Annotated in this window: 22 protein-coding genes; 3 read left to right on the top strand and 19 right to left on the bottom strand. The window is 69.3% G+C overall.

Features of this window, described 5'->3' with window-relative positions; genetic code table 11:
- Nucleotides 1-197: 197 nt before the first annotated feature.
- Complete coding sequence (locus ITJ57_RS05570; RefSeq protein WP_056914186.1) at nucleotides 198-716, bottom strand: amino-acid N-acetyltransferase; 519 nt, start codon at nucleotides 714-716, stop codon at nucleotides 198-200.
- A gap of 78 nt (nucleotides 717-794) precedes the next feature.
- A complete protein-coding gene (locus ITJ57_RS05565) occupies nucleotides 795-2,171 on the bottom strand; it encodes a glucose-6-phosphate dehydrogenase (RefSeq protein ID WP_194669214.1) in 1,377 nt (458 codons plus the stop codon).
- Between the two features lie 82 nt (nucleotides 2,172-2,253).
- Here ITJ57_RS05565 and ITJ57_RS05560 point away from each other — a divergent pair, with 82 nt between their 5' ends.
- Entirely contained in the window at nucleotides 2,254-3,180 is a 927-nt protein-coding gene (locus tag ITJ57_RS05560) for a Ppx/GppA phosphatase family protein (RefSeq protein WP_194670315.1), read from the top strand.
- A 62-nt stretch (nucleotides 3,181-3,242) separates the two neighbouring features.
- Here the strand turns inward: ITJ57_RS05560 and ITJ57_RS05555 are convergent, their stop codons facing one another.
- The 6 genes from ITJ57_RS05555 to lysS all read right to left on the bottom strand — a co-directional run bounded on the left by ITJ57_RS05555 (nucleotide 3,243) and on the right by lysS (nucleotide 10,817).
- Entirely contained in the window at nucleotides 3,243-5,771 is a 2,529-nt protein-coding gene (locus ITJ57_RS05555; RefSeq protein WP_194669213.1) for an ATP-dependent Clp protease ATP-binding subunit, read from the bottom strand.
- Nucleotides 5,772-5,943: 172 nt separating this feature from the next.
- On the bottom strand, nucleotides 5,944-7,077 hold the full coding sequence (locus ITJ57_RS05550) for a hypothetical protein (RefSeq protein ID WP_194669212.1): 1,134 nt from the start codon (nucleotides 7,075-7,077) through the stop codon (nucleotides 5,944-5,946).
- A 187-nt stretch (nucleotides 7,078-7,264) separates the two neighbouring features.
- Nucleotides 7,265-8,734: a cardiolipin synthase gene (gene cls / locus ITJ57_RS05545; RefSeq protein WP_194669211.1), complete on the bottom strand. Its 1,470-nt coding sequence runs from the start codon at nucleotides 8,732-8,734 to the stop codon at nucleotides 7,265-7,267.
- Nucleotides 8,735-8,811: 77 nt separating this feature from the next.
- Entirely contained in the window at nucleotides 8,812-9,009 is a 198-nt protein-coding gene (locus tag ITJ57_RS05540) for a hypothetical protein (protein WP_370582211.1), read from the bottom strand.
- 98 nt (nucleotides 9,010-9,107) lie between these two features.
- Entirely contained in the window at nucleotides 9,108-9,254 is a 147-nt protein-coding gene (locus ITJ57_RS05535; RefSeq protein ID WP_153303387.1) for a hypothetical protein, read from the bottom strand.
- A gap of 42 nt (nucleotides 9,255-9,296) precedes the next feature.
- Nucleotides 9,297-10,817 (bottom strand): lysine--tRNA ligase, encoded by a 1,521-nt coding sequence (gene lysS / locus ITJ57_RS05530; RefSeq protein ID WP_194669210.1) that lies wholly within the window; start codon nucleotides 10,815-10,817, stop codon nucleotides 9,297-9,299.
- 218 nt (nucleotides 10,818-11,035) lie between these two features.
- Here lysS and ITJ57_RS05525 point away from each other — a divergent pair, with 218 nt between their 5' ends.
- Complete coding sequence (locus ITJ57_RS05525) at nucleotides 11,036-11,542, top strand: DoxX family protein (RefSeq protein ID WP_194669209.1); 507 nt, start codon at nucleotides 11,036-11,038, stop codon at nucleotides 11,540-11,542.
- An 85-nt stretch (nucleotides 11,543-11,627) separates the two neighbouring features.
- Here ITJ57_RS05525 and ITJ57_RS05520 read toward each other — a convergent pair whose 3' ends face one another.
- From ITJ57_RS05520 to tilS, 11 genes are all read right to left on the bottom strand, one after another.
- The gene (locus ITJ57_RS05520; RefSeq protein WP_056008421.1) at nucleotides 11,628-12,341 is read right to left on the bottom strand and encodes a Rossmann-like and DUF2520 domain-containing protein; all 714 of its coding nucleotides are present in this window, start codon (nucleotides 12,339-12,341) and stop codon (nucleotides 11,628-11,630) included.
- A complete protein-coding gene (locus ITJ57_RS05515) occupies nucleotides 12,338-14,140 on the bottom strand; it encodes a PH domain-containing protein (RefSeq protein ID WP_194669208.1) in 1,803 nt (600 codons plus the stop codon). Before ITJ57_RS05515 ends, ITJ57_RS05520 begins: the two co-directional genes overlap by 4 nt.
- Nucleotides 14,137-14,748: a PH domain-containing protein gene (locus ITJ57_RS05510; protein ID WP_194669207.1), complete on the bottom strand. Its 612-nt coding sequence runs from the start codon at nucleotides 14,746-14,748 to the stop codon at nucleotides 14,137-14,139. Before ITJ57_RS05510 ends, ITJ57_RS05515 begins: the two co-directional genes overlap by 4 nt.
- Complete coding sequence (locus ITJ57_RS05505; RefSeq protein WP_194669206.1) at nucleotides 14,708-15,187, bottom strand: DUF3180 domain-containing protein; 480 nt, start codon at nucleotides 15,185-15,187, stop codon at nucleotides 14,708-14,710. Before ITJ57_RS05505 ends, ITJ57_RS05510 begins: the two co-directional genes overlap by 41 nt.
- Entirely contained in the window at nucleotides 15,184-15,681 is a 498-nt protein-coding gene (gene folK / locus ITJ57_RS05500; protein WP_370582210.1) for a 2-amino-4-hydroxy-6-hydroxymethyldihydropteridine diphosphokinase, read from the bottom strand. The genes ITJ57_RS05505 and folK overlap by 4 nt, the downstream gene beginning before the upstream one ends.
- A gap of 62 nt (nucleotides 15,682-15,743) precedes the next feature.
- Nucleotides 15,744-16,133: a dihydroneopterin aldolase gene (folB, locus tag ITJ57_RS05495; protein ID WP_194669204.1), complete on the bottom strand. Its 390-nt coding sequence runs from the start codon at nucleotides 16,131-16,133 to the stop codon at nucleotides 15,744-15,746.
- Nucleotides 16,126-16,917 carry a dihydropteroate synthase gene (folP, locus tag ITJ57_RS05490; protein WP_194670313.1) on the bottom strand — a complete coding sequence of 264 codons (792 nt, stop codon included), beginning with the start codon at nucleotides 16,915-16,917 and terminating at the stop codon, nucleotides 16,126-16,128. Before folP ends, folB begins: the two co-directional genes overlap by 8 nt.
- A 70-nt stretch (nucleotides 16,918-16,987) precedes the next feature.
- The gene (gene folE / locus ITJ57_RS05485; RefSeq protein WP_194669203.1) at nucleotides 16,988-17,650 is read right to left on the bottom strand and encodes a GTP cyclohydrolase I FolE; all 663 of its coding nucleotides are present in this window, start codon (nucleotides 17,648-17,650) and stop codon (nucleotides 16,988-16,990) included.
- A gap of 5 nt (nucleotides 17,651-17,655) precedes the next feature.
- Nucleotides 17,656-19,668, bottom strand: a complete 2,013-nt coding sequence (ftsH, locus tag ITJ57_RS05480; protein WP_194669202.1) for an ATP-dependent zinc metalloprotease FtsH — start codon at nucleotides 19,666-19,668, stop codon at nucleotides 17,656-17,658.
- A gap of 153 nt (nucleotides 19,669-19,821) precedes the next feature.
- Nucleotides 19,822-20,373 carry a hypoxanthine phosphoribosyltransferase gene (hpt, locus tag ITJ57_RS05475; protein ID WP_056008438.1) on the bottom strand — a complete coding sequence of 184 codons (552 nt, stop codon included), beginning with the start codon at nucleotides 20,371-20,373 and terminating at the stop codon, nucleotides 19,822-19,824.
- Between the two features lie 62 nt (nucleotides 20,374-20,435).
- A complete protein-coding gene (gene tilS, locus ITJ57_RS05470; protein WP_370582208.1) occupies nucleotides 20,436-21,443 on the bottom strand; it encodes a tRNA lysidine(34) synthetase TilS in 1,008 nt (335 codons plus the stop codon).
- 129 nt (nucleotides 21,444-21,572) lie between these two features.
- Here tilS and ITJ57_RS05465 point away from each other — a divergent pair, with 129 nt between their 5' ends.
- Nucleotides 21,573-22,064: an inorganic diphosphatase gene (locus ITJ57_RS05465; protein ID WP_056008441.1), complete on the top strand. Its 492-nt coding sequence runs from the start codon at nucleotides 21,573-21,575 to the stop codon at nucleotides 22,062-22,064.
- Nucleotides 22,065-22,123 lie beyond the last annotated feature (59 nt).

Here is a 22,123-nt window from a genome sequence, read left to right as displayed (position 1 = left end):
ACAGACGATGGGTAGTGCCTCACAAGCTAACCGACATGCGTGACGGAAGACCACCGGAAATGTGAACGGCACGTAAACCCGGGCGTGCTCATTCGAGCAGGCTTCATCCGGTCGAGATCGGCGAAATACCCGATCAGCAAGAGGTTGTGAACGGTCTCATCGCCTCTGCGGCGTACACCCAACCTTCAAGCGGTGGTTCAAAGCAGCTTGAGCATCCGGGTGTTACCGAGCGTATTGGGCTTCACCCGCGCGAGGTCGAGGAACTCGGCCACACCCTCGTCCGAGGAGCGCACGAGCTGCGCGTAGACCTCCGGTGGGACGATCTCCTCGCCGATCTCCTGATAGCCGTGCCGCGTGAAGAAGCCGGTCTCGAACGTCAGGCAGAACAGGCGACGGAGGCCGAGCTCGATCGCGTCGTGCTCGAGGCGCTCGACGAGCGCGTGGCCGACACCGGTACCGAGGTGGTCGGCCGAGACGGCGAGCGTGCGGACCTCGCCGAGGTCCTCCCAGATGACGTGGAGGGCGCCGCATCCGATGAGCTCGCCGTCCGCCGTCTCAGCGACGCGGAACTCCTGGACCGCCTCGTAGAAGACGACGTCGTCCTTGCCGAGGAGGATGCGTTGCTGCACGAGCGGCTCGACGAGCTGCTGGATGCGGCGGACGTCACCGGTGCGGGCGCGACGGACGGTGTATCCCTGCGGAGCCTGCTCGACCATCTCGCCTCCCAGCGTCAGAACCTCCGAGAAGTCTACTGACGCCAGCGCGGTGCTCCCGACCGGGCGCGGGTCTCCGGCTCAGTGCCAGGACCTCGGGCCCGCCGTGCCGGCCGCATAGGTGTCGATCGCCACCTCGTCCTTGCGCCACGCCTTCAGGACCGGCGCGACGATCCGCCAGCATTGCTCCGCGACGTCGCCCCGCACCGACAGGGTCGGGTCGCCCTCGAGGATGCTCGACAGGACCTCGCCGTACGCACTGAGCTGCCCGGCCTGGAGCTCCGCGTGCAGAGCGACGGGGTCGAGCTCGAACGGGTCGTCCTCGCCGTTGATCATCAGGTCGAGGTCGAGCGACGCCGGCTTCAGGCCGATGCGGAGCCGCGCCGGGGTCTTCATGCCGTGCAGGCCGGACGGAAGGTGCGGCACCGGCTTGAAGGTGAAGACGATCTCCTGCCGTGTCCCGGACAACGCCTTCCCGGAGCGCAGGACGAACGGCACGCCAGCCCAGCGCCAGTTGTCGATCGCCAGGGTCATCTCGGCGAGTGTCTCCGTGTGGTGAGACGGGTCCACGCCCTGCTCGTCGATGTAGGCGGGCAGCTTGCGGTCGCCGATCGTGCCGGCGCCGTATCGCGCCCGCCGACTCTCCGTGCCGTTCGCCTTCCACGGTCGGGTCGCTCGCAGCACCTGGGCCATGCCGCCGCGCAGATCCTCGGCGTCGACGCTCGCCGGTGGCTCCATGGCGGCGAACGCGAGAACGAGGAGCAGGTGGCTCTGGATCATGTCGATCAGGGCGCCCGCGCGATCGTAGTACCCGGCGCGACCCTCGAGCGCCAGCTGCTCGTCGAAGACGATGTCCACGCGTTCGACGTTGTCGGCCGAGAGGAGCGGTTCGAAGATGCGGTTCGCGAAGCGCAGGCCCAACAGGTTGAGCACCGTCGACTTGCCGAGGAAGTGGTCGACGCGGAACACCTGCTCCTCCGGCACCAGGTGCTGGAGCAGGCGGTTGAGCGACCGGGCGGAGGCGTAGTCGGTCCCGAACGGCTTCTCCAGGGCGAGCATGATGCCCTTCGGGAGTTCGAGCTTCCGCAGCGCCTTGCAGGCGAGCAGCGTGACGGCGGGCGGCAGCGCGAAGTACAGCGCGACGTTCGGGCCGGCGGCCTCGAGGACCCGCTCGAGCGACGCGGGGTCGGAGACGTCGCCCTGCAGGTAGGTGGTCTGCTTGACAATCTCCTCGGCCAGTTTCGAGGGGGCGTCGGCGAAGGAGGTCGCGACCCGCTTGCGCCAGGCTTCGTCGGTCGACTCCGAGCGATCCACCCCGATCAGTCGTACCGCCTCGCCGCGCGGCGACGCGAGGAGTGAGGCGAGCCCTGGCAGCAGGAGTCGTGCCGTCAGGTCTCCCCCGGCGCCGAGGATGACGAGCGTGCGAGGGGCTGTGGCTTCGGAGGTGGCGGCGGTCATGCCGCGATCCTACGGGGTGCGGTCGATCGTCTGCGCGACCTTGCGCGCCGTCGGCGATGCCCCGGCCCGCTACGGTGAGGGCATGCGACTCGGAGTCCTCGACGTGGGATCGAACACCGTCCACCTGCTCATCGTGGACGCCCACCCCGGCGCTCGCCCCATCCCCCAGTCGTCACACAAGTCGGTCCTGCGGCTCATGCGGTATCTCCTGCCGGATGGCTCCATCAGCGAGGAGGGCGTCTCCGTCATCCTCGAGTCGATCGGCGCGGCGGCGGCGATCGCCCGGGAGAGCGGCCTCGACGAGCTGCTCTCGATGGCGACCTCCGCCATCCGCGAGGCCACCAACGGACCCGAGGTCCTCGCCCTGGTCGAAGCACGGACGGGCATCGCGCTCCAGGTGCTGTCCGGGGACGACGAGGCCAAACTCACCTTCCTCGCCGTCCGCCGCTGGTACGGCTGGTCAGCCGGCGAGATGTTGCTGCTCGACATCGGCGGCGGATCCCTCGAGATCGCCGCCGGCGGCGACGAGGTCCCCGACGTCGCCATCTCCCTCCCGCTGGGTGCCGGGCGGTCCACCGTCGGGTTCCTCCACGACGACCCGCCGACCGCGGCCCAGCAGGAGGCGCTCAGGCTGCACGCCCGCCAGGTGCTCGCGGACGCCCTGCCGGCCTTCGCCGCCGAACCCGACGCGCATCACGTCGTCGGGTCGTCGAAGACCATCCGCTCCCTGGCGCGGCTCGCCGGCTCGGTCGCCGACGGCATCGGCGGCACCGAACGGTCCCTGCTGCGCCGCAGCCAGCTCGACGATTGGATCCCGCGGCTCGCGAGGATTCCGGCCGAGGCACGCCCTGCACTCCCGGGCATCACCGCCGACCGCACCTTCCAGATCGTCGCCGGCGGGATCGTGCTCTCCGAGGCGATGGCCGCCTTCCGCGTGCGCGAGCTCGACGTCTCCCCCTGGGCCCTCCGAGAGGGCATCATCCTCCGCTACCTCGACCGCCTCGGCTGACCGCCGCCGACACGACGAAGGCCCCCACTCCGCGGAGTGGGGGCCTTCGGTGGTGCTGGTGACTACTCGCCCGTGATCGCGAGGTCCGGCGTGGCCGAACCCGTCCCGAGCGCCGCCTGCGAGTTCACGCCGGCACCGACGGACTCACCGCGTGCCGAGGTCGTGAACGCGAACGCGCCGTCCACGAAGTCGACGTGCACGTGGTCGCCCGCGTTCAGCTCGCCGTGGAGGATCTGCTCACTGAGCTGGTCCTCGACCTCGCGCTGCATGGCACGACGCAGCGGACGCGCACCGAGGGTGGGGTCGAACCCGACCTCGATGAGCCGCTCCTTCGCGGGGAGCGTGAGCTCGATCGTCATGTCGCGGTCGAGCAGACGCTCTGACAGGCGCTTCGTGAACAGGTCCACGATCTGCAGGAGCTCCGGCTTCGACAGCTGCGGGAACACGATGATGTCGTCGACGCGGTTGAGGAACTCGGGCTTGAAGTGCTTCTTCAGCTCCTCGTTCACCTTGCCGCGCATGATGTCGTACCCGGTCGAGGCGTTGCCCTCGATCTGGAAGCCGACGGGGCCACCGGCGATGTCGCGAGCACCGAGGTTGGTGGTCATGATGATGACGGTGTTCTTGAAGTCGACGACACGACCCTGGCCATCGGTCAACCGGCCCTCTTCCAGGATCTGGAGGAGCGAGTTGAAGATGTCGGGGTGCGCCTTCTCGATCTCGTCGAAGAGCACGACGCTGAAGGGCTTGCGGCGCACCTTCTCGGTGAGCTGGCCGCCCTCTTCGAAGCCGACGAACCCGGGAGGAGCACCGAACAGTCGCGAGACCGTGTGCTTCTCGCCGTACTCCGACATGTCGAGCGAGATGAGCGCGCCCTCGTCGTCGAAGAGGAACTCGGCGAGCGCCTTGGCCAGCTCGGTCTTACCGACACCCGTGGGGCCGGCGAAGATGAACGAACCGGACGGACGCTTCGGGTCCTTCAGGCCGGCACGGGTGCGTCGGATGGTCTTCGAGAGGGCCGAGATGGCCTCCTCCTGACCGATGACGCGCTGGTGCAGGGCCTTCTCCATGAAGACGAGCCGCGAGGACTCCTCCTCCGTGAGCTTGAACACGGGGATGCCGGTCGCCTGGGCGAGCACCTCCGCGATCAGACCCTCGTCGACCTCGGCGGTGGTCTTGACGTCGCCGCTCCGCCACTGCTTCTCGAGACGCAGACGCTCGCCGAGGAGGTTCTTCTCCTCGTCGCGGAGCGAAGCGGCCTTCTCGAAGTCCTGCTCCTCGATCGCCGTCTCCTTGGCCTCGCGGACGCCGGCGATCTTGTCGTCGAACTCGCGGAGCTCCGGCGGGCTGGACAGGATCGACAGGCGCAGGCGTGCGCCGGCCTCGTCGATCAGGTCGATGGCCTTGTCGGGCAGGAAGCGGTCGGAGATGTAACGGTCCGCCAGGTTCGCGGCCGAGACGAGCGCACCGTCGGTGATGGACACCTTGTGGTGGGCCTCGTAGCGGTCGCGCAGCCCCTTGAGGATGTTGATCGTGTGGGGCAGCGACGGCTCCATGACCTGGATCGGCTGGAACCGGCGCTCGAGTGCGGCGTCCTTCTCGAAGTGCTTGCGGTACTCGTCGAGCGTGGTGGCACCGATGGTCTGGAGCTCACCGCGTGCGAGCAGCGGCTTGAGGATGGACGCTGCGTCGATCGCGCCTTCAGCGGCACCGGCACCCACGAGGGTGTGGATCTCGTCGATGAAGACGATGATGTCGCCGCGGGTGCGGATCTCCTTGGTGACCTTCTTCAGGCGCTCCTCGAAGTCACCGCGGTAGCGGCTTCCGGCGATGAGCGAGCCGAGGTCGAGCGAGTACAGCTGCTTGTCCTTCAGCGTCTCGGGGACGTCGCCCTTGACGATCGCCTGGGCGAGGCCCTCGACGACCGCGGTCTTACCGACGCCGGGCTCACCGATCAGGACCGGATTGTTCTTGGAACGACGGGAGAGGATCTGCATGACCCGCTCCATCTCCTTGTCGCGACCGATGACCGGGTCGAGCTTGTTGTCGCGCGCGGCCTGGGTGAGGTTGCGACCGAACTGGTCGAGGATCTGGGATCCGCCCTGGGCCTGCTGCTCACTCTGGTTGCCACCGACGGGCGCGGCTTCCTTGCCCTGGTAGCCGGAGAGCAGCTGGATGACCTGCTGGCGCACCCGGTTGAGGTCGGCGCCGAGCTTGACGAGGACCTGGGCGGCGACGCCCTCACCCTCGCGGATGAGGCCGAGCAGGATGTGCTCCGTGCCGATGTAGTTGTGGCCGAGCTGCAGCGCTTCGCGCAGGCTCAGCTCCAGCACCTTCTTGGCGCGCGGCGTGAACGGGATGTGTCCCGTCGGCTGCTGCTGGCCGGTGCCGATGATGTCGGTGACCTGCTCGCGCACGGCATCCAGGGAGATCCCGAGGGACTCGAGCGCCTTGGCGGCCACTCCTTCGCCCTCGTGGATGAGGCCGAGCAGGATGTGCTCGGTCCCGATGTAGTTGTGGTTGAGCATCTTGGCCTCTTCCTGGGCCAGGACGACGACACGACGCGCACGGTCGGTGAATCTCTCGAACATGATCACTCTCCTCCGGCACCGGGCAGGGTGGTGATGCCGTTAGTAGGAGCGTAACGACCACCGCAGCTCTCATCGCCCCTGTTCGCCGTGGGCGTGATGCCGGGGGTCCGGGAACGCCGCAGCGCACGTGCACCTGGCACGTGCGCTGCGGGGTGGACCGATCGCGGGTCGCTCAGACGGGGAACCGGACGGTCGCGGCGAGCGCACCACCGCCGGGGACGTCTTCGGCTCGGACGGCGAGGATCCTGGCGTCCGACAGGAGCGCCCGTCGGAGGATCTCGTCGATCACGCCGTAGTTCGAGGCGTCGGCCTCGTCGTCGAGCGTGACGACACCGGTGGCCTCGTCGACCGTGCCGGGCAGGTTGGTGTCGATGTCGACGAACAGGGTGTCGACGGCGTTCGCTGTCGCGGCGCGTGCCACGTCGCCCAGGTCGGTCACCGCGCGTCCGTTCGACGCCCGGGTACCGAACTCCTCGCAGAGCGCGTGGAGCTCGGCCGCGTACAGCTCGTCGAGGATCGGTCGTGCCGCGGCGGCGAGCTGTTCGTCGGAGCGTTCCTGCTGGTTGCCCTCGATCTCGGGCTTCACCAGCTGCTTGCAGGTGCTCACCGAGCGGAAGATCCCCGTCATCGGTTCGGCACCCGCGAGGATGAGCGGTTCCTTCGAGTTCGCGAGGATCGGCGCGAGGGCCTTGTCGATGATCTGCGCGTACTCCTGCATGCGGATCTTCTGCCCCTCGGACCCCTGGATGCGTCCGAGCTGTTCCCGGCCGTTCGAGCCCCGCCCACGGATGGAGTCGACGTGCGCGGCAGCCGCGACGTCCTCGGGGATGTCCAGCTCGATGCTCGTCGCCGGCAGGTCGCGGGCGACCGCCACGAGCCTGACCCCGCTCTGCGCCAGGGCCAGCACGTAGGCGGACTGCGGGAAGGTGAGCGCCCGCATGAGCGGCTTGATGTAGAAACGGTCCGACACCTCGGTGCACGAGCGCAGCACGTTGGGTACGCGGAAGTACCGTGTCGTCGACGGGCTGACGAAGATGGCCAGGCTCGAGGACAGGTACCGGAGGAAGTCCGGGTCCTCGAGGAGGCGGTCGATCTCGTCGGTGAACCGCCCGACCGCGGCACGGTCCGCTCCCGCCGCAGCCAGCTGCTCCGCCGCCTGTTTGACCTGGTTCTTCAGGTCGAGCCGGATGTGGCTCGTGTCCGCGGGGTTGGTGCTCGTCTCGAGGTAGATCGACACGCTCGACGCTTCTCGGGCGTTCGCGAGCTCGACGATGTCGGAGCGGGTCGGAATATCGGTGTGGTGCACTGATGCCTCCTTCGATCGCGTCAGGCGAAGGGTCGACCGGGAGCAGGCGACGCCGTCGTGGGCCTGACTTGCCCCCAGTATAGGGACGCGGTAGCCGCACGGCCCTGGCGGATTCGCCGGGGATTCGGAGGCGGAGCGGACGTCGTCGGACTCGCTCGGCGCACCCGGCGCCGGGCCGCGCTGGCCGCTACTGGAGCGCCGAGGTGAGCCGCGCGAGGTTGTCGAGGACGGTCGAGCGCAGCGGCTGCTTGAGCCACTCGGCGAGCGTCAGCTCCTTGCTGATCTCGCGGTACCCGTCCTCCACGGCACGCATCTCCCGGACGAACTCCCGCCCGCGGACCATGAGTGACACCTCCAGGTTGAGACCGAAGGACCGCATGTCCATGTTGCTCGAGCCGATGACCGCGACATCGTCGTCGATCGTGAAGTGCTTGGCGTGCAGGATGTACGGCGCCGGGTACTGGAAGATCCGCACCCCGGCCCGCAGGAGCGCCTCGTAGTACGAGCGCTGCGCGTGCCACACCACCGCCTGGTCGCCGATCTCCGACACGAACAGATCGACCGGGACCCCGCGCTGCACGGCGGTCGTGACGGCGGCGAGCAACGACTCGTCGGGGACGAAGTACGGACTCGTGATCACGATCCGCCGTTGCGCCGCGTAGATGAGCGCGAGGAAGAGCTTGAGGTTGTTGTCGCCGTCGAACCCGGGCCCGCTCGGCACCACCTGCAGCTCCAGGTCGCCGACCGGGCGGGCGTCGAGCAGCCCGACCTCCTGCGACAGCACGTCGCCCGTCTCGCTGTACCAGTCGCTCAGGAAGATCGTGTTGATGCCGGCGACCCCCGGACCCTCCACCCGGGTCATGAGTTCCTGCCATTGGAGCCCGCGTTTGATGTTGCCAGGCTTGTTGTAGCTCCGGTCGATCATGTTCTGCGACCCCATGTACGCGACGGCGCCGTCGACGATCACCATCTTGCGGTGGTTCCGGAGGTCGGGACGTTGGAACTTCCCCTTGAAGGGCTGGAGCGGCAGCATGAGCGCCCACTGCGCCCCCATCGCCGTGAGCCGCTGCAGCGTGTGCTTGTAGTCGGGGGTCCGCCAACTCGCGAAGTGGTCGAGCAGCACCCGGACGGTGACGCCGCGCTCGATCGCGCGTTCCAGCGCGTCGAAGAACGGCTTCGTCGTCCGATCGCAGGTGAGGATGTAGAACTCGACGTGCACGAAGTGCTGCGCACGGTCGACGTCGCCGGCCATCGCGTGGAGCGAGGCCTCGTAGTCGCCGATGAGGCTCGCGGCGTTCCCGCCCTGGAGCGGCATCGAGCCGAGGTTGCGGTTGAGCGTCACCACCGAGCGGAACCACGCCGGCGCGTTCGAGGTCAGGTTCGCCTTGACGAGGTCGCGGGTCGTCTGACGGATGTACACGTTGATGTCGTACTGCTTCCGCCGGCGCACCCGCGGCAGCTTCGGGTTGCCGATGAGCAGGAAGACGATCACCCCGAGGTAGGGGATGAGGAAGATGGCGAGCAGCCAGGCCATTCCGGCGGTCGGGCGCCGGTTGCGCGGGACGACGATGACCGCGATGACACGGATGATGAAGTCCAGGACGAGGGCGGTGATGCCCAGCCAGTTCCAGGAGAACTCGATCGTCATGTCGCCCATCCGCTCACGTGCCGAGGCTCCAGCCTACTGACCGCCCCGGACTGCGGGCATGCGACACCGCGGCGTCGGACGGGCGTTCAGACCTCGCGGGGGGCCGTTGGATCGGCCGGGGGCAGACCCAGCTTGGCCCGCTGCTCCGCCTCGACCTGCGCGTACGCCTTACGCTCGTTGCGGTCGGAGCGCAGGATGGCGCGCATCACGACCCAGAAGATGACGCCGACGACCACGGTGGGCAGCAGCGACCAGAGCGCATTCAGCCAGTAGTCCTCGATCACCCGTCAATCGTACCGCCCTTCGACAGGCGCATGGACCGGAAGGGCGGGTCGCTCAGGAACCACCCTTCGACAGGCTCAGGAACCGCCCTTCGACAGGCTCAGGAACCACCCGCGAGGGCGCCCCAGAGGCCGCTCACGACGAGGTACAGGCCGATGCCGCCCACCACGATCCAGATCGTGATCCGTGCCGTCGTCGGTCCTTGCTTCTTCGGGTCCTGGTGGTCGCCCGGGTCCATCATGCTCATCGTCGCGCCTGACTGTTCGTGGTCGTGCTGCCGGGTGGGCCGCTACTTGACCAGGGGGAAGAGGATCGTCTCGCGGATGCCGAGACCGGTGAGCGCCATGAGGAGGCGGTCGATGCCCATGCCCATGCCACCCGAGGGCGGCATGCCGAACTCGAGAGCGCGCAGGAACTCCTCGTCGAGACGCATCGCCTCGACGTCGCCCTGCGCGGCGAGCTTCGCCTGCTCGATGAACCGCTCGCGTTGGACGACCGGGTCGACGAGCTCGGAGTAGCCGGTCGCCAGTTCGAAGCCGCGGACGTAGAGGTCCCACTTCTCGACGGCGCCCTCGACGGAACGGTGCGCCCGGACGAGGGGGCTCGTGTCGACCGGGAAGTCCATCACGAAGGTCGGGCGCTCGAGCCCGCCCTTCACGAAGTGCTCCCACAGCTCCTCGACATACTTGCCGTGGATGGGGTGGGGCACCTCGACCCCCTCGCGCTCCGCGAGGGCCTTGAGCTCCTCGATCGGGGTCTGCGGGGTGATCTCCACACCGGCTGCGGCGGAGAGGCTCTCGAACATCGAGATGCGGTCCCAGTCGCCGCCGAGGTCGAACTCGGTGCCGTCCGCCCAGGTGACGACATGGCTGCCGCTCGTGGCCAGTGCGGCGTTCTGGATGAGTGTCTGGGTGAGGTCGGCCATGGTGCCGTAGTCGCCGTAGGCCTCGTACGCCTCGAGCATCGCGAACTCCGGGCTGTGCGTGGAGTCGGCGCCCTCGTTGCGGAAGTTGCGGTTGATCTCGTAGACGTGGTCGATCCCGCCGACGACGGCACGCTTCAGGTAGAGCTCCGGAGCGATGCGCAGGTAGAGCTCGGTGTCGAACGCGTTCGAGTGCGTGACGAACGGCCGGGCCGACGCCCCGCCGTGCATGACCTGGAGCATGGGCGTCTCGACCTCGACGAAGTCGCGCTCCGTGAACGTCTGGCGGAGGCTCGCGACGGTCTTCGCCCGGTCGAGCACGTTCTTGCGCGCCTGGTCGCGGGCGATGAGATCGAGGTATCGGCTGCGGACCCGGGTCTCCTCGTTCAGCTCGTTGTGGAGGTTCGGCATCGGGAGGATCGCCTTGGCGGCGATGGTCCACTCGGCCACCATGATCGACAGCTCCCCACGGCGGCTGGAGATGACCTCGCCGGAGACGAAGACGTGGTCGCCGAGGTCGACGAGCTCCTTCCACGCGGCGAGCTGCTCGTCGCCGACGCTCGCGAGGCTCACCATGGCCTGGATGCGGCTGCCGTCGCCCGATTGCAGGCTCGCGAAGCAGAGCTTGCCGGTGTTGCGCAGGTGCACCACCCGCCCGGCGACACCGACAGTCACGCCGGTGGCCTCGTCGGGCTGCAGCTCGCCGTAGCGGGCGCGCACGGCCGGGATGGTGTCCGTGATGGGCAGGGTGACCGGGTAGGCGCCACCGGCACCGGAGGTCGCCTCGTCGATGAGGCGCTGGCGCTTCGCGAGGCGGACGGCCTTCTGCTCGGAGAGCTCTGCCTGCTCTGCTGCGTCGTCGATCGGCTCTGGCGTCGTGTCAGTCATGCGGTGCGATTCTCCTCGTGCGGTCACTGGAGTTTACCGGGGACCGCGCTCGGCCTGCGCGCACGGCGGGTTTCCTATGAACCCGCTATCGACGGCCTGACAAGGGTCTCGAAGAACCGTTCCGAGCACCCCGTCGCGCCCGCGGCCCGTGCTTGGCTCGGAGGCCAGGAGTCCCGATCGGGGGCACCGACGCCGGAAACGAACTCGAAAGGCTCGTCATGACGACGCTCTCCGACCACCAGCACACCGACGATCAGCACACCGACCGCCGCGACGCCACCGTCGTCCCACCGGTACCGGCCTCGGCCGCCGCCGCTCGGCACTCCGTCGGCCTCGACGCCGGACTCGTCCTCCTCCGCGTGGTCCTCGGCGTGGTCTTCATCGCGCACGGGCTGCAGAAGTTCCTCGTCGACACCATCCCGGGCGTCGCCGCGGGCTTCGGCGGGATGGGCATCCCGCTCCCCGACGTGACCGCGGTCGTCGTCGCCGGACTCGAGCTCGTGGGTGGACTCCTGCTCATCGTCGGACTCGGCACCCGCGTCATCGGCGCGCTCCTCGCCGTGACCATGGCGGTAGCCCTGGTCCTCGTGCACCTGCCGGCCGGCTTCTCCGCCGCCGAGGGTGGATTCGAGTACGTCATGGTGCTCGGCGTCGCAGCCCTCGCGGTCGCCCTCACGGGCCCAGGTCGGTTCGCGGTCGACGCGCTCATCCGCCGTCGCCGCTAACCCCGGCGCCACGACGTCGCCCGCTCCGTCGGGCGCGACCACGGCCGCTCGCTCGCCCTCCCCGGGCGTGTGAGCGGCCGCGCAGCTAGAGCAACTCGTCGACGTCGGGCGTCGTGGCGCCGCGCAGGGCCTCGTCCACCGATGACCGGACGAGCGAGGAGAGGAAGCCGCCGGCGTTCTCGATCCCGATCTCCTGGAGGAGTCCCGTCGCCTGCTGCACGACGGCCCGAGAGAAGCTCGCAGCCGTCTCGACCGCCTCGGCGTACGCCTCACGATCGGCCTCGGCGATGATCACCGGTTCCGCGCCCATCTCCACGACCAGCGCCTGGCCGATCGGTTGGACGGGTGCCGGAGCAGTGACCGCGAAGGACGTCTCGTGCAGGCGGGCGAGGTCGAGGCTCGTCCCCGTGAACACCATCGCCGGGTGCAACGCCAACGGGATGGCGCCCGCGCGCGCGGCCGGAGCGAGGACCGCGGTGCCGAAGCGGGCGGAGGTGTGCGCCACGAGCTGACCCGGCTGCCACGCACCCACCGCCGCGAGCCCCTCGACCAGCGACGCGAGTTGCTCGTCCGGCACGGCGATCACGACGAGTTCGCTCCGCTCGACGACCTCGGTCGGATCGAGCACGGGGACGTCCGGCAACAGGGCGTTCGCGCGGTCGAGACTCTCCTCGGACACCGCGGTGATGCCGACGATCGCGTGTCCGGCGCCACCGAGGGCTGCCCCGATGACCGGGCCGACCCGACCGCTGCCGATGATCCCGACACCGAGGCGGGCATTCCGTCGGTCGGCGCTCACCGCATCGTCCCATCGCCCTCGGCCGCCGCTGGCCCGGCGAAGGGCTCGCGCGGTCCCGCGGCCTCCGGCATCGCCACGCCCTCCGGCTGTGCCGACGGTTCCTGAAGGTACGGGGCCGTCACCGGCTCGTCGCCGGGCCGGTGTTCGGGGTCGAAGCTCGCCCACCGGTGACTCCGGTCGGTCGCCTGCGCGACCACGATCGCCTCGGAGGCCGCCTCGAACATGCGAACCGCCTCGTCCCGCGCCATGGCCGGGAGCTTCGCGACCACCGGACCGGGCACCGTGTGCGCGGTCGCGGAGGCCAGGTCGAGTGCCCGCAGAAGCGGCCCCTGGTTGATCCGAATGCTCTGCAGCCGGGCGAGCGGCAGGATGTGGAGCTTCCGCCAGACGACCCCCTGCCGGAAGAGCAGCATCCCGTCCCGCAGTGCATAGCCGGTGCGCCGCCATGAGAACCAGTTGATCCACATCGAGCGTCGGGGCGACCCGACGAACCCGACGCCGTCACGCGTCGAGAGGGCGGACTGCAGTGGCGCCCAGGCGCTGCCGTCGATACGACCCGCGAGCATCAGCTCCACGACCTGGGCGGCGTCGACGAGCGACCCGACCGGCAGCACCGTGTTGTTGCTCGCACCGCGGGCGGCCTGCTCGAGCGAGAGACCGGCCTTGTTGATCCGGACCTTCCACCAGCCGAAGGGACGCCAGATGATCGGCTGCGACACCTCGATCGCGTGGATGCGACCCGGGGGGATGGTGTCGTTCGTCGTCGAGAACAGTCCGAACCCGACGCGCACGCCCGAGGGGGTCGCGGCGATGCTGTAGCGGAGCGACTTCGTCACGCTCGACCAGATGTAGGCGCCGAGGCTCAACACCATCGGCACCAGCCAGAACCAGGCCCAGTCGAGACCGTTCACGAGCAGGACGACCCCGACGACGACCGAGATCAGGACGATGACGGTGAAGGGACTCACCACGGTCGAGCCGACGAGGCGCCAGAGGGTCAGCCGTACGACCGAATCCGGCACCGCCTCCTGGGGGTCCAGTTCCGGCGAGATGAAGTCGTCCACCCGCTCGGTGACGAACCGTGAGACGCCACCACCGTCCGTCGTGACGGCCTCGCCCTCCGGCAGGTTCGGATCGACCGGGCCCGCTGCCGGTCGCTGCTGTCGCTCGGCGAGCTTCACGCCGCTCGCGAGGGTGAGCACGTCGCGGCGCAGGCCGTCGGCGTCTGCCGTGTAGAGGTACTCGAGCTTGACGTTCGCGTCCTGCCCGGCGACGCTCACGTTGATGCGGGAGGCGCCGATGAGCCGGGCCAGCAGCGGCTTCTCGATGGAGACGCCCTGAATACGGTCGAGCTTGGCCTTGCGGTTCGTGCGGAAGAGGATGCCGCTGCGGACCTCGACCGCCTCGTCCGTCACGCGGAAGGTGTGCATGCGCCACGAGAACCAGAACACGGCGATGATCACGATGAGCCCGACGGCGATCGCGAGGAGCACCCAGCCGACGAACCCGTGGTTCAGGATGTAGTCGATCGGGTCGGTCGGCTGCTCCATGCCCGGCGCCGGGATGAAGAACTCGATGAGGCGCTCGCGCAGGTTGGCGATGACGATGCCGAGGATGGCGACGAACGCGATGCCGCCGCGGAGCAGAGGTGTCGCCGGGTGCAGGCGGTGCCACTGTCCGTCGACCAGGCTCTGCCCGGCGACGCGCGGCACGATCGCCTCAGCGGTCGGTTTGACGCGTGGCCCGGCCGCGGGCACCTCGAACCGGGGTGGCGGTCCCTGTGGCTGCTGCTCGCTCACAGGCCGGTCCGCCGGCTCTCCGCCACGGCGACCAGGTGATCGCGCAGTCCCTCCGCCTCGGCCTCGGGCAGCCCGTTGATCACCACGCCGGTGGAGGCGGAGGCTGTCACGAACTTGAGGTCGGCCAGGCCGAACGCACGAGAGAGCGGCCCGCGGTTGATGTCGACGAGCTGCATGCGGCCGTACGGGACGGCGACGAAGCGCTGCCACATGATCCCCCGGCGGAACAGGAGGTCGTCAGCGCGGAGCTGGTAGCCGATGGCCCGGATCCGACGGGGGATGAACGCCGCGGTGATCAGCGAGATGACCGCGAAGGCGGCGAACGGCCACCAGATCCACGTCCAGTCCCAGACGAGCGCGACGAACACGACCGCCGCGGTGATGATGAGGAGCCCGGCACCCTCCGAGATGAACTCGATGGCGATGAGTTTGCGGCTCACCCGCCGCCATTCGACGTCAGGGAGGTCCAGCCGGTGCCCGACGGGGGCGGAGGAGTCAGTGTGCGCGACCTCCGGGGCCGGCGTCTCCTCGAGCGGCGTGTCGATCAGCGGCCGCTCGATGAGCGGTTCAGGTGTGGGACGGGGCTCCCCCGGGTGCGGCGTCGTCATCATCATCCTTCGGAACGGTGCAGAACCACTCGGCCACCAGAGCGGCGACGACGAGCGCGACGGATCCCACGATGGACGCGATCACCAGCCACAACGAGCCTAGCGCGGGCAGGATCGGGCGGGTCAGGAGGAAGAGCAGGATACCGACGGTGGCACCGGCCACGAGGGCACCCGCGTGGCTCGACGCCTTCGCGAGGGCGGCAACGCGCATCGCCCGGAACGGGTCGATCCGTCGGGTCGCGTGCCCGGTCGTGCTGCGCCGGATCGGCCAGGACAGGGCGATGAGGATGATGGCGACGGCGACGAGTGAGATCGTGAGGGTGACGGGCGGGATGATCGAGGCACGCCCGGCGGACACCGACGCCACCTCGATGAGGAACCCGAAGACGACGCCGACCCCGGCGAGGACGATGAGCGGTGTCGCGGTGGTGCGTCTCACGGCTGTGCTCCGTCGTCAGGGACCACGGATCCGTCCTTGGCGGCGGCCAGGGTGTCGAGGCGACCGACACCGGGCAACGTCGCATCGGGGTCGAGCAACAGCCACGGTACGACGACGAAGCCGCGCTCGGCGGCACGCGGGTGCGGGACCGTGAGGCGGTCGTCGTCGATCGTCTCGTCGTCGTAGGCGAGGAGGTCGAGGTCGAGCGTCCGGTCGCCCCAGCGCTCCTCACGGACGCGGCCGTGGGCCAGCTCGATCCGCTGGAGTTCGTCGAGGAGCTCGAGCGGCCGGAGCCGGGTCCGGACGATGGCGACACCGTTCAGGTACGCGGGTGCCGACTCGTCGACACCCGACGGCTTGACGGCAGCGCTCGAGACGAGCGGCGAGGGCCGGACCTCGAGCACGCCGTCGACGGCGGCGAGGTCTTCGCACGCCTGAGCGATCGTCGCGCGGCGATTCCCGAGGTTCGCCCCGAGGGCGACGACGGCCTGCACTGCGCGTGGCTTCGGGGGCCCCGGGCGTCGTGCCGGGTCGTGGATTGGGGTGCGCGACACCATCAGTCGGCCTGCCCGGTCTCTGCGCGGTCGGCGGCGGTGCGCTCGATCGTCACGGCCACGTCCGCGAACGGCACCGTGATCGGGGCGCTCGGTTTGTGCAGGGTGACCCGCACGGCCTCCGCGCGCGGATTCGACAGCACGACGGCGGCGATGCGCTCCGCGACCGTCTCGATGAGGTCCACCGGGTCGCGTTCCACGGCGGCGACGACGGCTTCCGCCAGCTCCCCGTAGTGCATGGTCGCGCCGAGCTCGTCGCCGCCGGCCGCCGGACGGAGGTCGAGGGTGACCGTCACGTCGATGACGAACTCCTGCCCCGCCTCGCGCTCGAAGTCGAAGACGCCGTGATGGGCGAAGGCCCGCAGGCCGGTGAGGGTGATCGAATCAGTCATCTGCTCCACCTTGCCATGCGTCGAGGGTGTCGAGGGCGAGTCTCGTGGCGGCGACGTCGTGCACGCGGACGCCCCAGGCACCGGCTTGGACCGCCAGGACGCTCACCACGGCACTTGGGAGGTCACGATCGGTCATCGGGGCGCCATCCGGCAGGAGCGCACCGAGGAACCGCTTGCGCGAGGCGCCGACGAGCACCGGATAGCCGAGCTCGAGCAGCAGATCGAGGCGCGAGAGGATACGCCAGTTGTGCTCGGTGTGCTTCGAGAAGCCGAGCCCGGGATCGACGACGATCCGCTGTGGATCGACGCCCTGACCGAGCAGGGTCGACACGCGGTCGTCGAGTTCGCGCGCGACGTCGAACGCCGCGTCCGTGTACGAGGCTCGGCTCGCCATGTCCACCGAGTGCCCGCGCCAGTGGCTGATGACGCAGTCGAGGCCGGACGCGGCCATGAACGCCGGCATCCGGTCGTCCGCGAGCCCGCCCGAAACGTCGTTGATGATCGACGCGCCGGCGTCGGCCGCCGCCCGAGCGGTCTCGGCGCTCATGGTGTCGATGCTCACCCGCACCCCGGCCGACGCCAGCGCCGACACGACGGGTGCGACCCGGTGCTGTTCCTCGCGGGTGTCGACCCGCGCGGCGCCCGGCCGCGTGGACTCGCCACCGACGTCGATGACGGTGGCACCGGCCGCGACGAGCTCGAGGCCGTGCGCGACGGCGTCGTCGACGTCGAAGTAGCGGCCGCCGTCGCTGAAGGAGTCGGGCGTGACGTTGACGACGCCCATGATCTCAGGGTTCGTGGTCGTGTGCCGGCTGTCTGCGGGGACGGCGTGCCCGTCGTCGCTCGTCACCGGATCACCGGGCCTGTTCGGCGGCGGTGCCGATCAGCTGCATGAGTTCGGCCCGCGCGGCAGGATCCGCGAGGGCGCCGCGGCTGGCGATCGTGACGGTGGTGCTCGTCAGCTGACGCGAGCCGCGCATGGACACGCAGCCATGCGCCGCCTCGAGCACGACGAGGACGCCGCGTGGGGCGAGTCGCTCCTCGAGGACGTCCGCGATCTGCTCGCTCAGGCGCTCCTGCACCTGCGGGCGGGACGCGATCGTGTCGACCACCTTCGGCAGTGCGCCCAGCCCGATGACGCGTTCGTCGGGGAGGTAGGCGATGTGCGCCGTGCCGAGGAACGGCAGCAGATGGTGCTCGCACACGGAACGGAAGGCGATGTCGCGGACGAGCACGGCGTCGCTCGTCGCACCCTCCTCGATGGGGATGGTGCGAGCCAGGTGCTCGCCGGCGTCCTGGCCGATGCCGCTGAAGAACTCCGCATACGCGTCGGCGACGCGCGTCGGGGTGTCGGCCAGGCCGTCGCGGGCCGGATCCTCGCCGATCGCGTCGAGGATCTCCAGGACGGCCGCGGCGATCCGCGCGCGGTCCACGGACGGCCGCGAGGCCGAGCCTGGATCAGACTCGGCCTGCGCGGCTCCGACCGCGGCGTTCGCGGGGTGCTCGCCGGGTGTCATGCGAGCTAGGCGGTCGCCGGTCGCGGCTTCGTGGCGCGGGTGCGCTTCGGCTTCACGGGCACCTCCGGCTCGGAGCTCACGCCGCCGTCTGCCGCCCCCGAGTCGATGGGCGCGGTGAACGTCGTCGAACCGACGGCGGAACCGGAGCCGACCGGGCGCTTCTTGCTGGACAGCCAGACCGGACGCGGCGGGAGCTTCTTGACGTCCTTGAAGATCTCGGCCAGCTGCAGGTGGTCGAGGGTCTCCTTCTCCATCAGCTCGGCGGCCAGGCGGTCGAGGACGGCGCGGTTGGTGGTGATGACCTGCCAAGCCTCGTCGTGCGCGGCCTCGATGAGCTCACGGACCTGGGCGTCGACGCGCTGCGCGATCTCCTCGGAGTAGTCGCGCTGGTGGCCCATGTCGCGACCGAGGAACATCTCACCGGAGGACTGGCCGAGCTTGACGGCGCCGACATCGGTCGTCATGCCGTACTCGGTGACCATCTTGCGGGCGATGCCGGTGGCCTTCTCGATGTCGTTCGAGGCGCCGGTGGTCGGGTCGTGGAAGACGAGCTCCTCGGCGACGCGGCCGCCCATCGCGTAGGCGAGCTGGTCGAGCAGCTCGTTGCGCGTGACGGAGTACTTGTCCTCGAGCGGGAGCACCATCGTGTAGCCGAGGGCGCGGCCACGGGGCAGGATCGTGACCTTCGTGACGGGGTCGGTGTTGTTCATCGCCGCTGCCGCGAGGGCGTGACCACCCTCGTGGTACGCCGTGATGAGCTTCTCCTGCTCACGCATGACGCGGGTGCGTCGCTGCGGCCCGGCGATGACGCGGTCGATGGCCTCGTCGAGTGCACGGTTGTCGATGAGCTGCGCGTTCGAACGCGCGGTCAGCAGCGCCGCCTCGTTGAGGACGTTGGCGAGGTCGGCACCGGTGAAGCCGGGCGACTTGCGGGCGACGACCTCGAGGTCGACGCTCGCGGCCAGGGGCTTGCCCTTGCCGTGCACTTCGAGGATCCGCTTGCGGCCGGCGAGGTCCGGGGCGTCGACGCCGATCTGGCGGTCGAAGCGACCGGGACGCAGAAGCGCGGGGTCGAGGATGTCGGGACGGTTCGTCGCGGCGATGAGGATCACGTTGGTCTTGACGTCGAAGCCGTCCATCTCCACCAGGAGCTGGTTGAGGGTCTGCTCGCGCTCGTCGTGACCGCCGCCCATGCCGGCACCACGGTGACGACCGACGGCGTCGATCTCGTCGACGAAGATGATCGCCGGCGAGTTCTCCTTGGCCTGCTGGAAGAGGTCCCGGACGCGGCTCGCGCCGACACCGACGAACATCTCGACGAAGTCGGAACCGGAGATCGAGTAGAACGGGACGCCTGCCTCACCGGCGACGGCGCGGGCGAGCAGGGTCTTGCCGGTTCCGGGAGGGCCATAGAGCAGCACACCCTTCGGGATTCGAGCACCGACAGCCTGGAACTTCGCGGGCTCCTTGAGGAAGTCCTTGATCTCCTCGAGCTCCTCGATGGCCTCGTCAGCCCCGGCGACGTCGTCGAAGGTGACCTTCGGCGACTCCTTGGAGACGAGCTTCGCCTTCGACTTGCCGAACTGCATGACCTTGTTGCCGCCGCCCTGCATGCCGGACAGCATGAGCCAGAAGAACACACCGATGAGGAGCAGCGGCAGCAGGAGACCGAGCATCGACAGCAGCCAGCTCGGCTGCGGGACCTTGTCGTTGTACCCACCGGAGGGGTCCGCGGCGTCGACGGCCTCGACCACGTCGGCAGCACGAGCGCCGACGTAGTAGAACTGCACCTGCTTGCCGAACTCGTCGTCCGCCTTCGTCAGCGTGAGGTCGACGCGCTGGTCGCCGTCCGTGATGACGGCCTCCTTGACCTGCCCCTTCTCGAGGAAGGCCAGGCCTTCCTGGGTGGAGACCTCACGGAAGCCGTTCATGCTCATCAGGCTGATGCCGATCCAGAAGACCAGAGCAGCGATGATGAGGTACGGGATGGGACCCTTGAAGAGGCGCTTGACGTTCATAGTTGAGAGGCCGGGACTGGCCCGTTCCCTTTCTGCAGGAGGGGTCGACGGGCGGAGCCGCGTCGGAAATCAGGCTACCCCCTCGCTGCTGGATGCCTCCCCCATGTTTGCCATGGGCTTAACGAGTGATCCAGGCGAGGTTCGTCGCTCGCCTCAGGCGTAGACGTGGGGTGCGAGCACGCCGACGTCGCGGAGGTTGCGGTACTTCTCGTCGAAGTCGAGACCGTATCCGACGACGAAGTCGTTCGGGATGTCGAAACCGACGTACTTGCACTCGACGTGGACCTTCGCGGCCTCCGGCTTGCGGAGGAGCGCGCAGACCTCGATCGAGGCTGCGCCGCGCGAGGCGAAGTTCTCGAGCAGCCAGGAGAGGGTGAGTCCGGAGTCGATGATGTCCTCGACGATCAGGACGTGACGGTTCGTGAGGTCGGCGTCGAGGTCCTTGCGGATCTGCACGACACCGCTCGACTTCGTGCCGGCGCCGTAGGAGCTGACGGCCATCCAGTCCATGGACAGCGGGATGCGGAGTTCGCGCGCCAGGTCGGCCATGACCATGACCGCGCCCTTCAGGACGCCCACGAGCAGGACGTCCTTCCCGGCGTAGTCGACCTCGATCCGGCGGGCGAGTTCGGCGAGCTTGTCGCGGATCTCCTGCTCGGTGACGAGGATGGTCGTGAGGTCGTCCGAAATGTCGCTCTGCTCCATGCGTCGAGTGTATGCGAGATGACTTGGACGCCGGTGCGCGCCACCTCCTCGCGGGGCCGCCTTCAGCTCGCGGAGAACACGATGCGGCCGTCGCGGCGCATGGCCCGACAGCCGGGCAGATCGATCGGGCCCTGCCCTGTCCAGTCGGTCACGAGCCGCGCGACCTCGATCGTCTGGGTCCGTGAGAGGGCGACCCCGAACTCGCTCTGCACGATGTACCGGATGACGCGCTGCCGGAGCGCGGCGGGGTTCGCGGCGAGCGCCGCCGTACTGACGGAGATCCCGGCCTCGGCATGCTCGACGATCTCTTCGATGGTCTCCTCGATCATCTCTTCGAAGGCCTCGGCGTCCTCCCGCATGGCATCCGCCGTGCGGGCGAGCGCCTCCGCGATGCCCGGTCCGAGTTCGCTCTCGAGCACGGGGAGCACCCGCTCGCGCACCCGGACGCGCGTGTAGGCGGCGTCCGTGTTGTGCGGATCGTTCCAGGGGCTCAGGTCCAGCGCCGCACACGCCTCTCGGGTCTGCGCACGGCGGACGCCGAGGAGGGGGCGGACGAGGGTGCCACTGACCGGCGACATCCCCTGCAGGCTGCCGGCGCCGGATCCGCGGGCGAGCCCGAGGAGTACCGTCTCGGCCTGGTCGTCGAGCGTGTGTGCGAGCAAGACGGCCGACGCCCCGGCCTCGACGCGTGCGCCCTCGAGCGCCGCGTACCGGGCGTCGCGGGCCGCCGCCTCCGGGCCGCCGTCGGAACCGACCTCGACCCTCCGGACGCGCACCGGGTCGAGACCCAGCTGCCTCGCCTGGTCCGCGGCTCGTGCGGCGACGGTCGCGGAGTCCTCCTGCAGGCCGTGGTCGACGACGACGGCACCGGCCCGCAACCCGAGCTTCGGCGCCTCGAACGCGGTCGCAGCGGCGAGCGCGAGTGAGTCCGCCCCACCACTCAGGGCGACGAGGAGGTCCGCCTCGCCCTCAGCCCGGGATCCGGCCGCAGGCCACCGACCGATCGCGTCGCGGACCGCCTTCCGTAACACGGCGACGGACGGGTGGAGCGGAGGTCGGACGTCGTTCACCCGCACCACGCTATTGCACGACGGCGGCCGCGCCCCGGCACCGGTGGCTCCTGGGCGCATCGGTTAGGGTTGGTCCTCGTCGGCGACCGTGCCGATTCCACGACATCCAACCTCGCAAGGAGCAGGCTTATGGCCGAGTACGACGCCGTCATCGAGATCCCGCGGGGCAGCCGCAACAAGTACGAGATCGACCACGAGACCGGTCGGGTCTTCCTCGACCGCGTGCTGTTCACGAGCTTCGTCTACCCCACCGACTACGGCTTCTTCGAGAACACCCTCGGCGAGGACGGCGACCCGGTCGACGTGCTGGTCCTCCTCGACTTCCCGACGTTCCCGGGCGTCGGCATCAAGGTCCGTCCGGTCGGCGTGCTGCACATGACCGACGACGGTGGCGGGGACGACAAGGTCATCGCCGTGCAGTACAAGGACCCGCGCTGGGCGCACATCCAGGACCTGAACGACATCCCGCAGGCGACGCGCGACGAGATCGAGCACTTCTTCGTCCACTACAAGGACACCGAGCCCGGCAAGTGGGCTCGCATCGACGGCTGGGGCGACGCCGCCGCGGCCGAGAAGATCATCCTCGCGGGCTTCGAGAAGCTCAAGGCGGAGGGTCACTGACCCCCTGAGGCCCAGCCTCACCCCGTATGACGAAGCGGCCGACACCCGAGGGTGCCGGC

This window comes from Plantibacter sp. VKM Ac-2880, assembly GCF_015351235.1.
In the GTDB taxonomy this organism is placed as follows: domain Bacteria; phylum Actinomycetota; class Actinomycetes; order Actinomycetales; family Microbacteriaceae; genus Plantibacter.
Note: the sequence above shows the minus strand (reverse complement) of the source record. Positions and strands in the feature narration are given on the sequence as shown.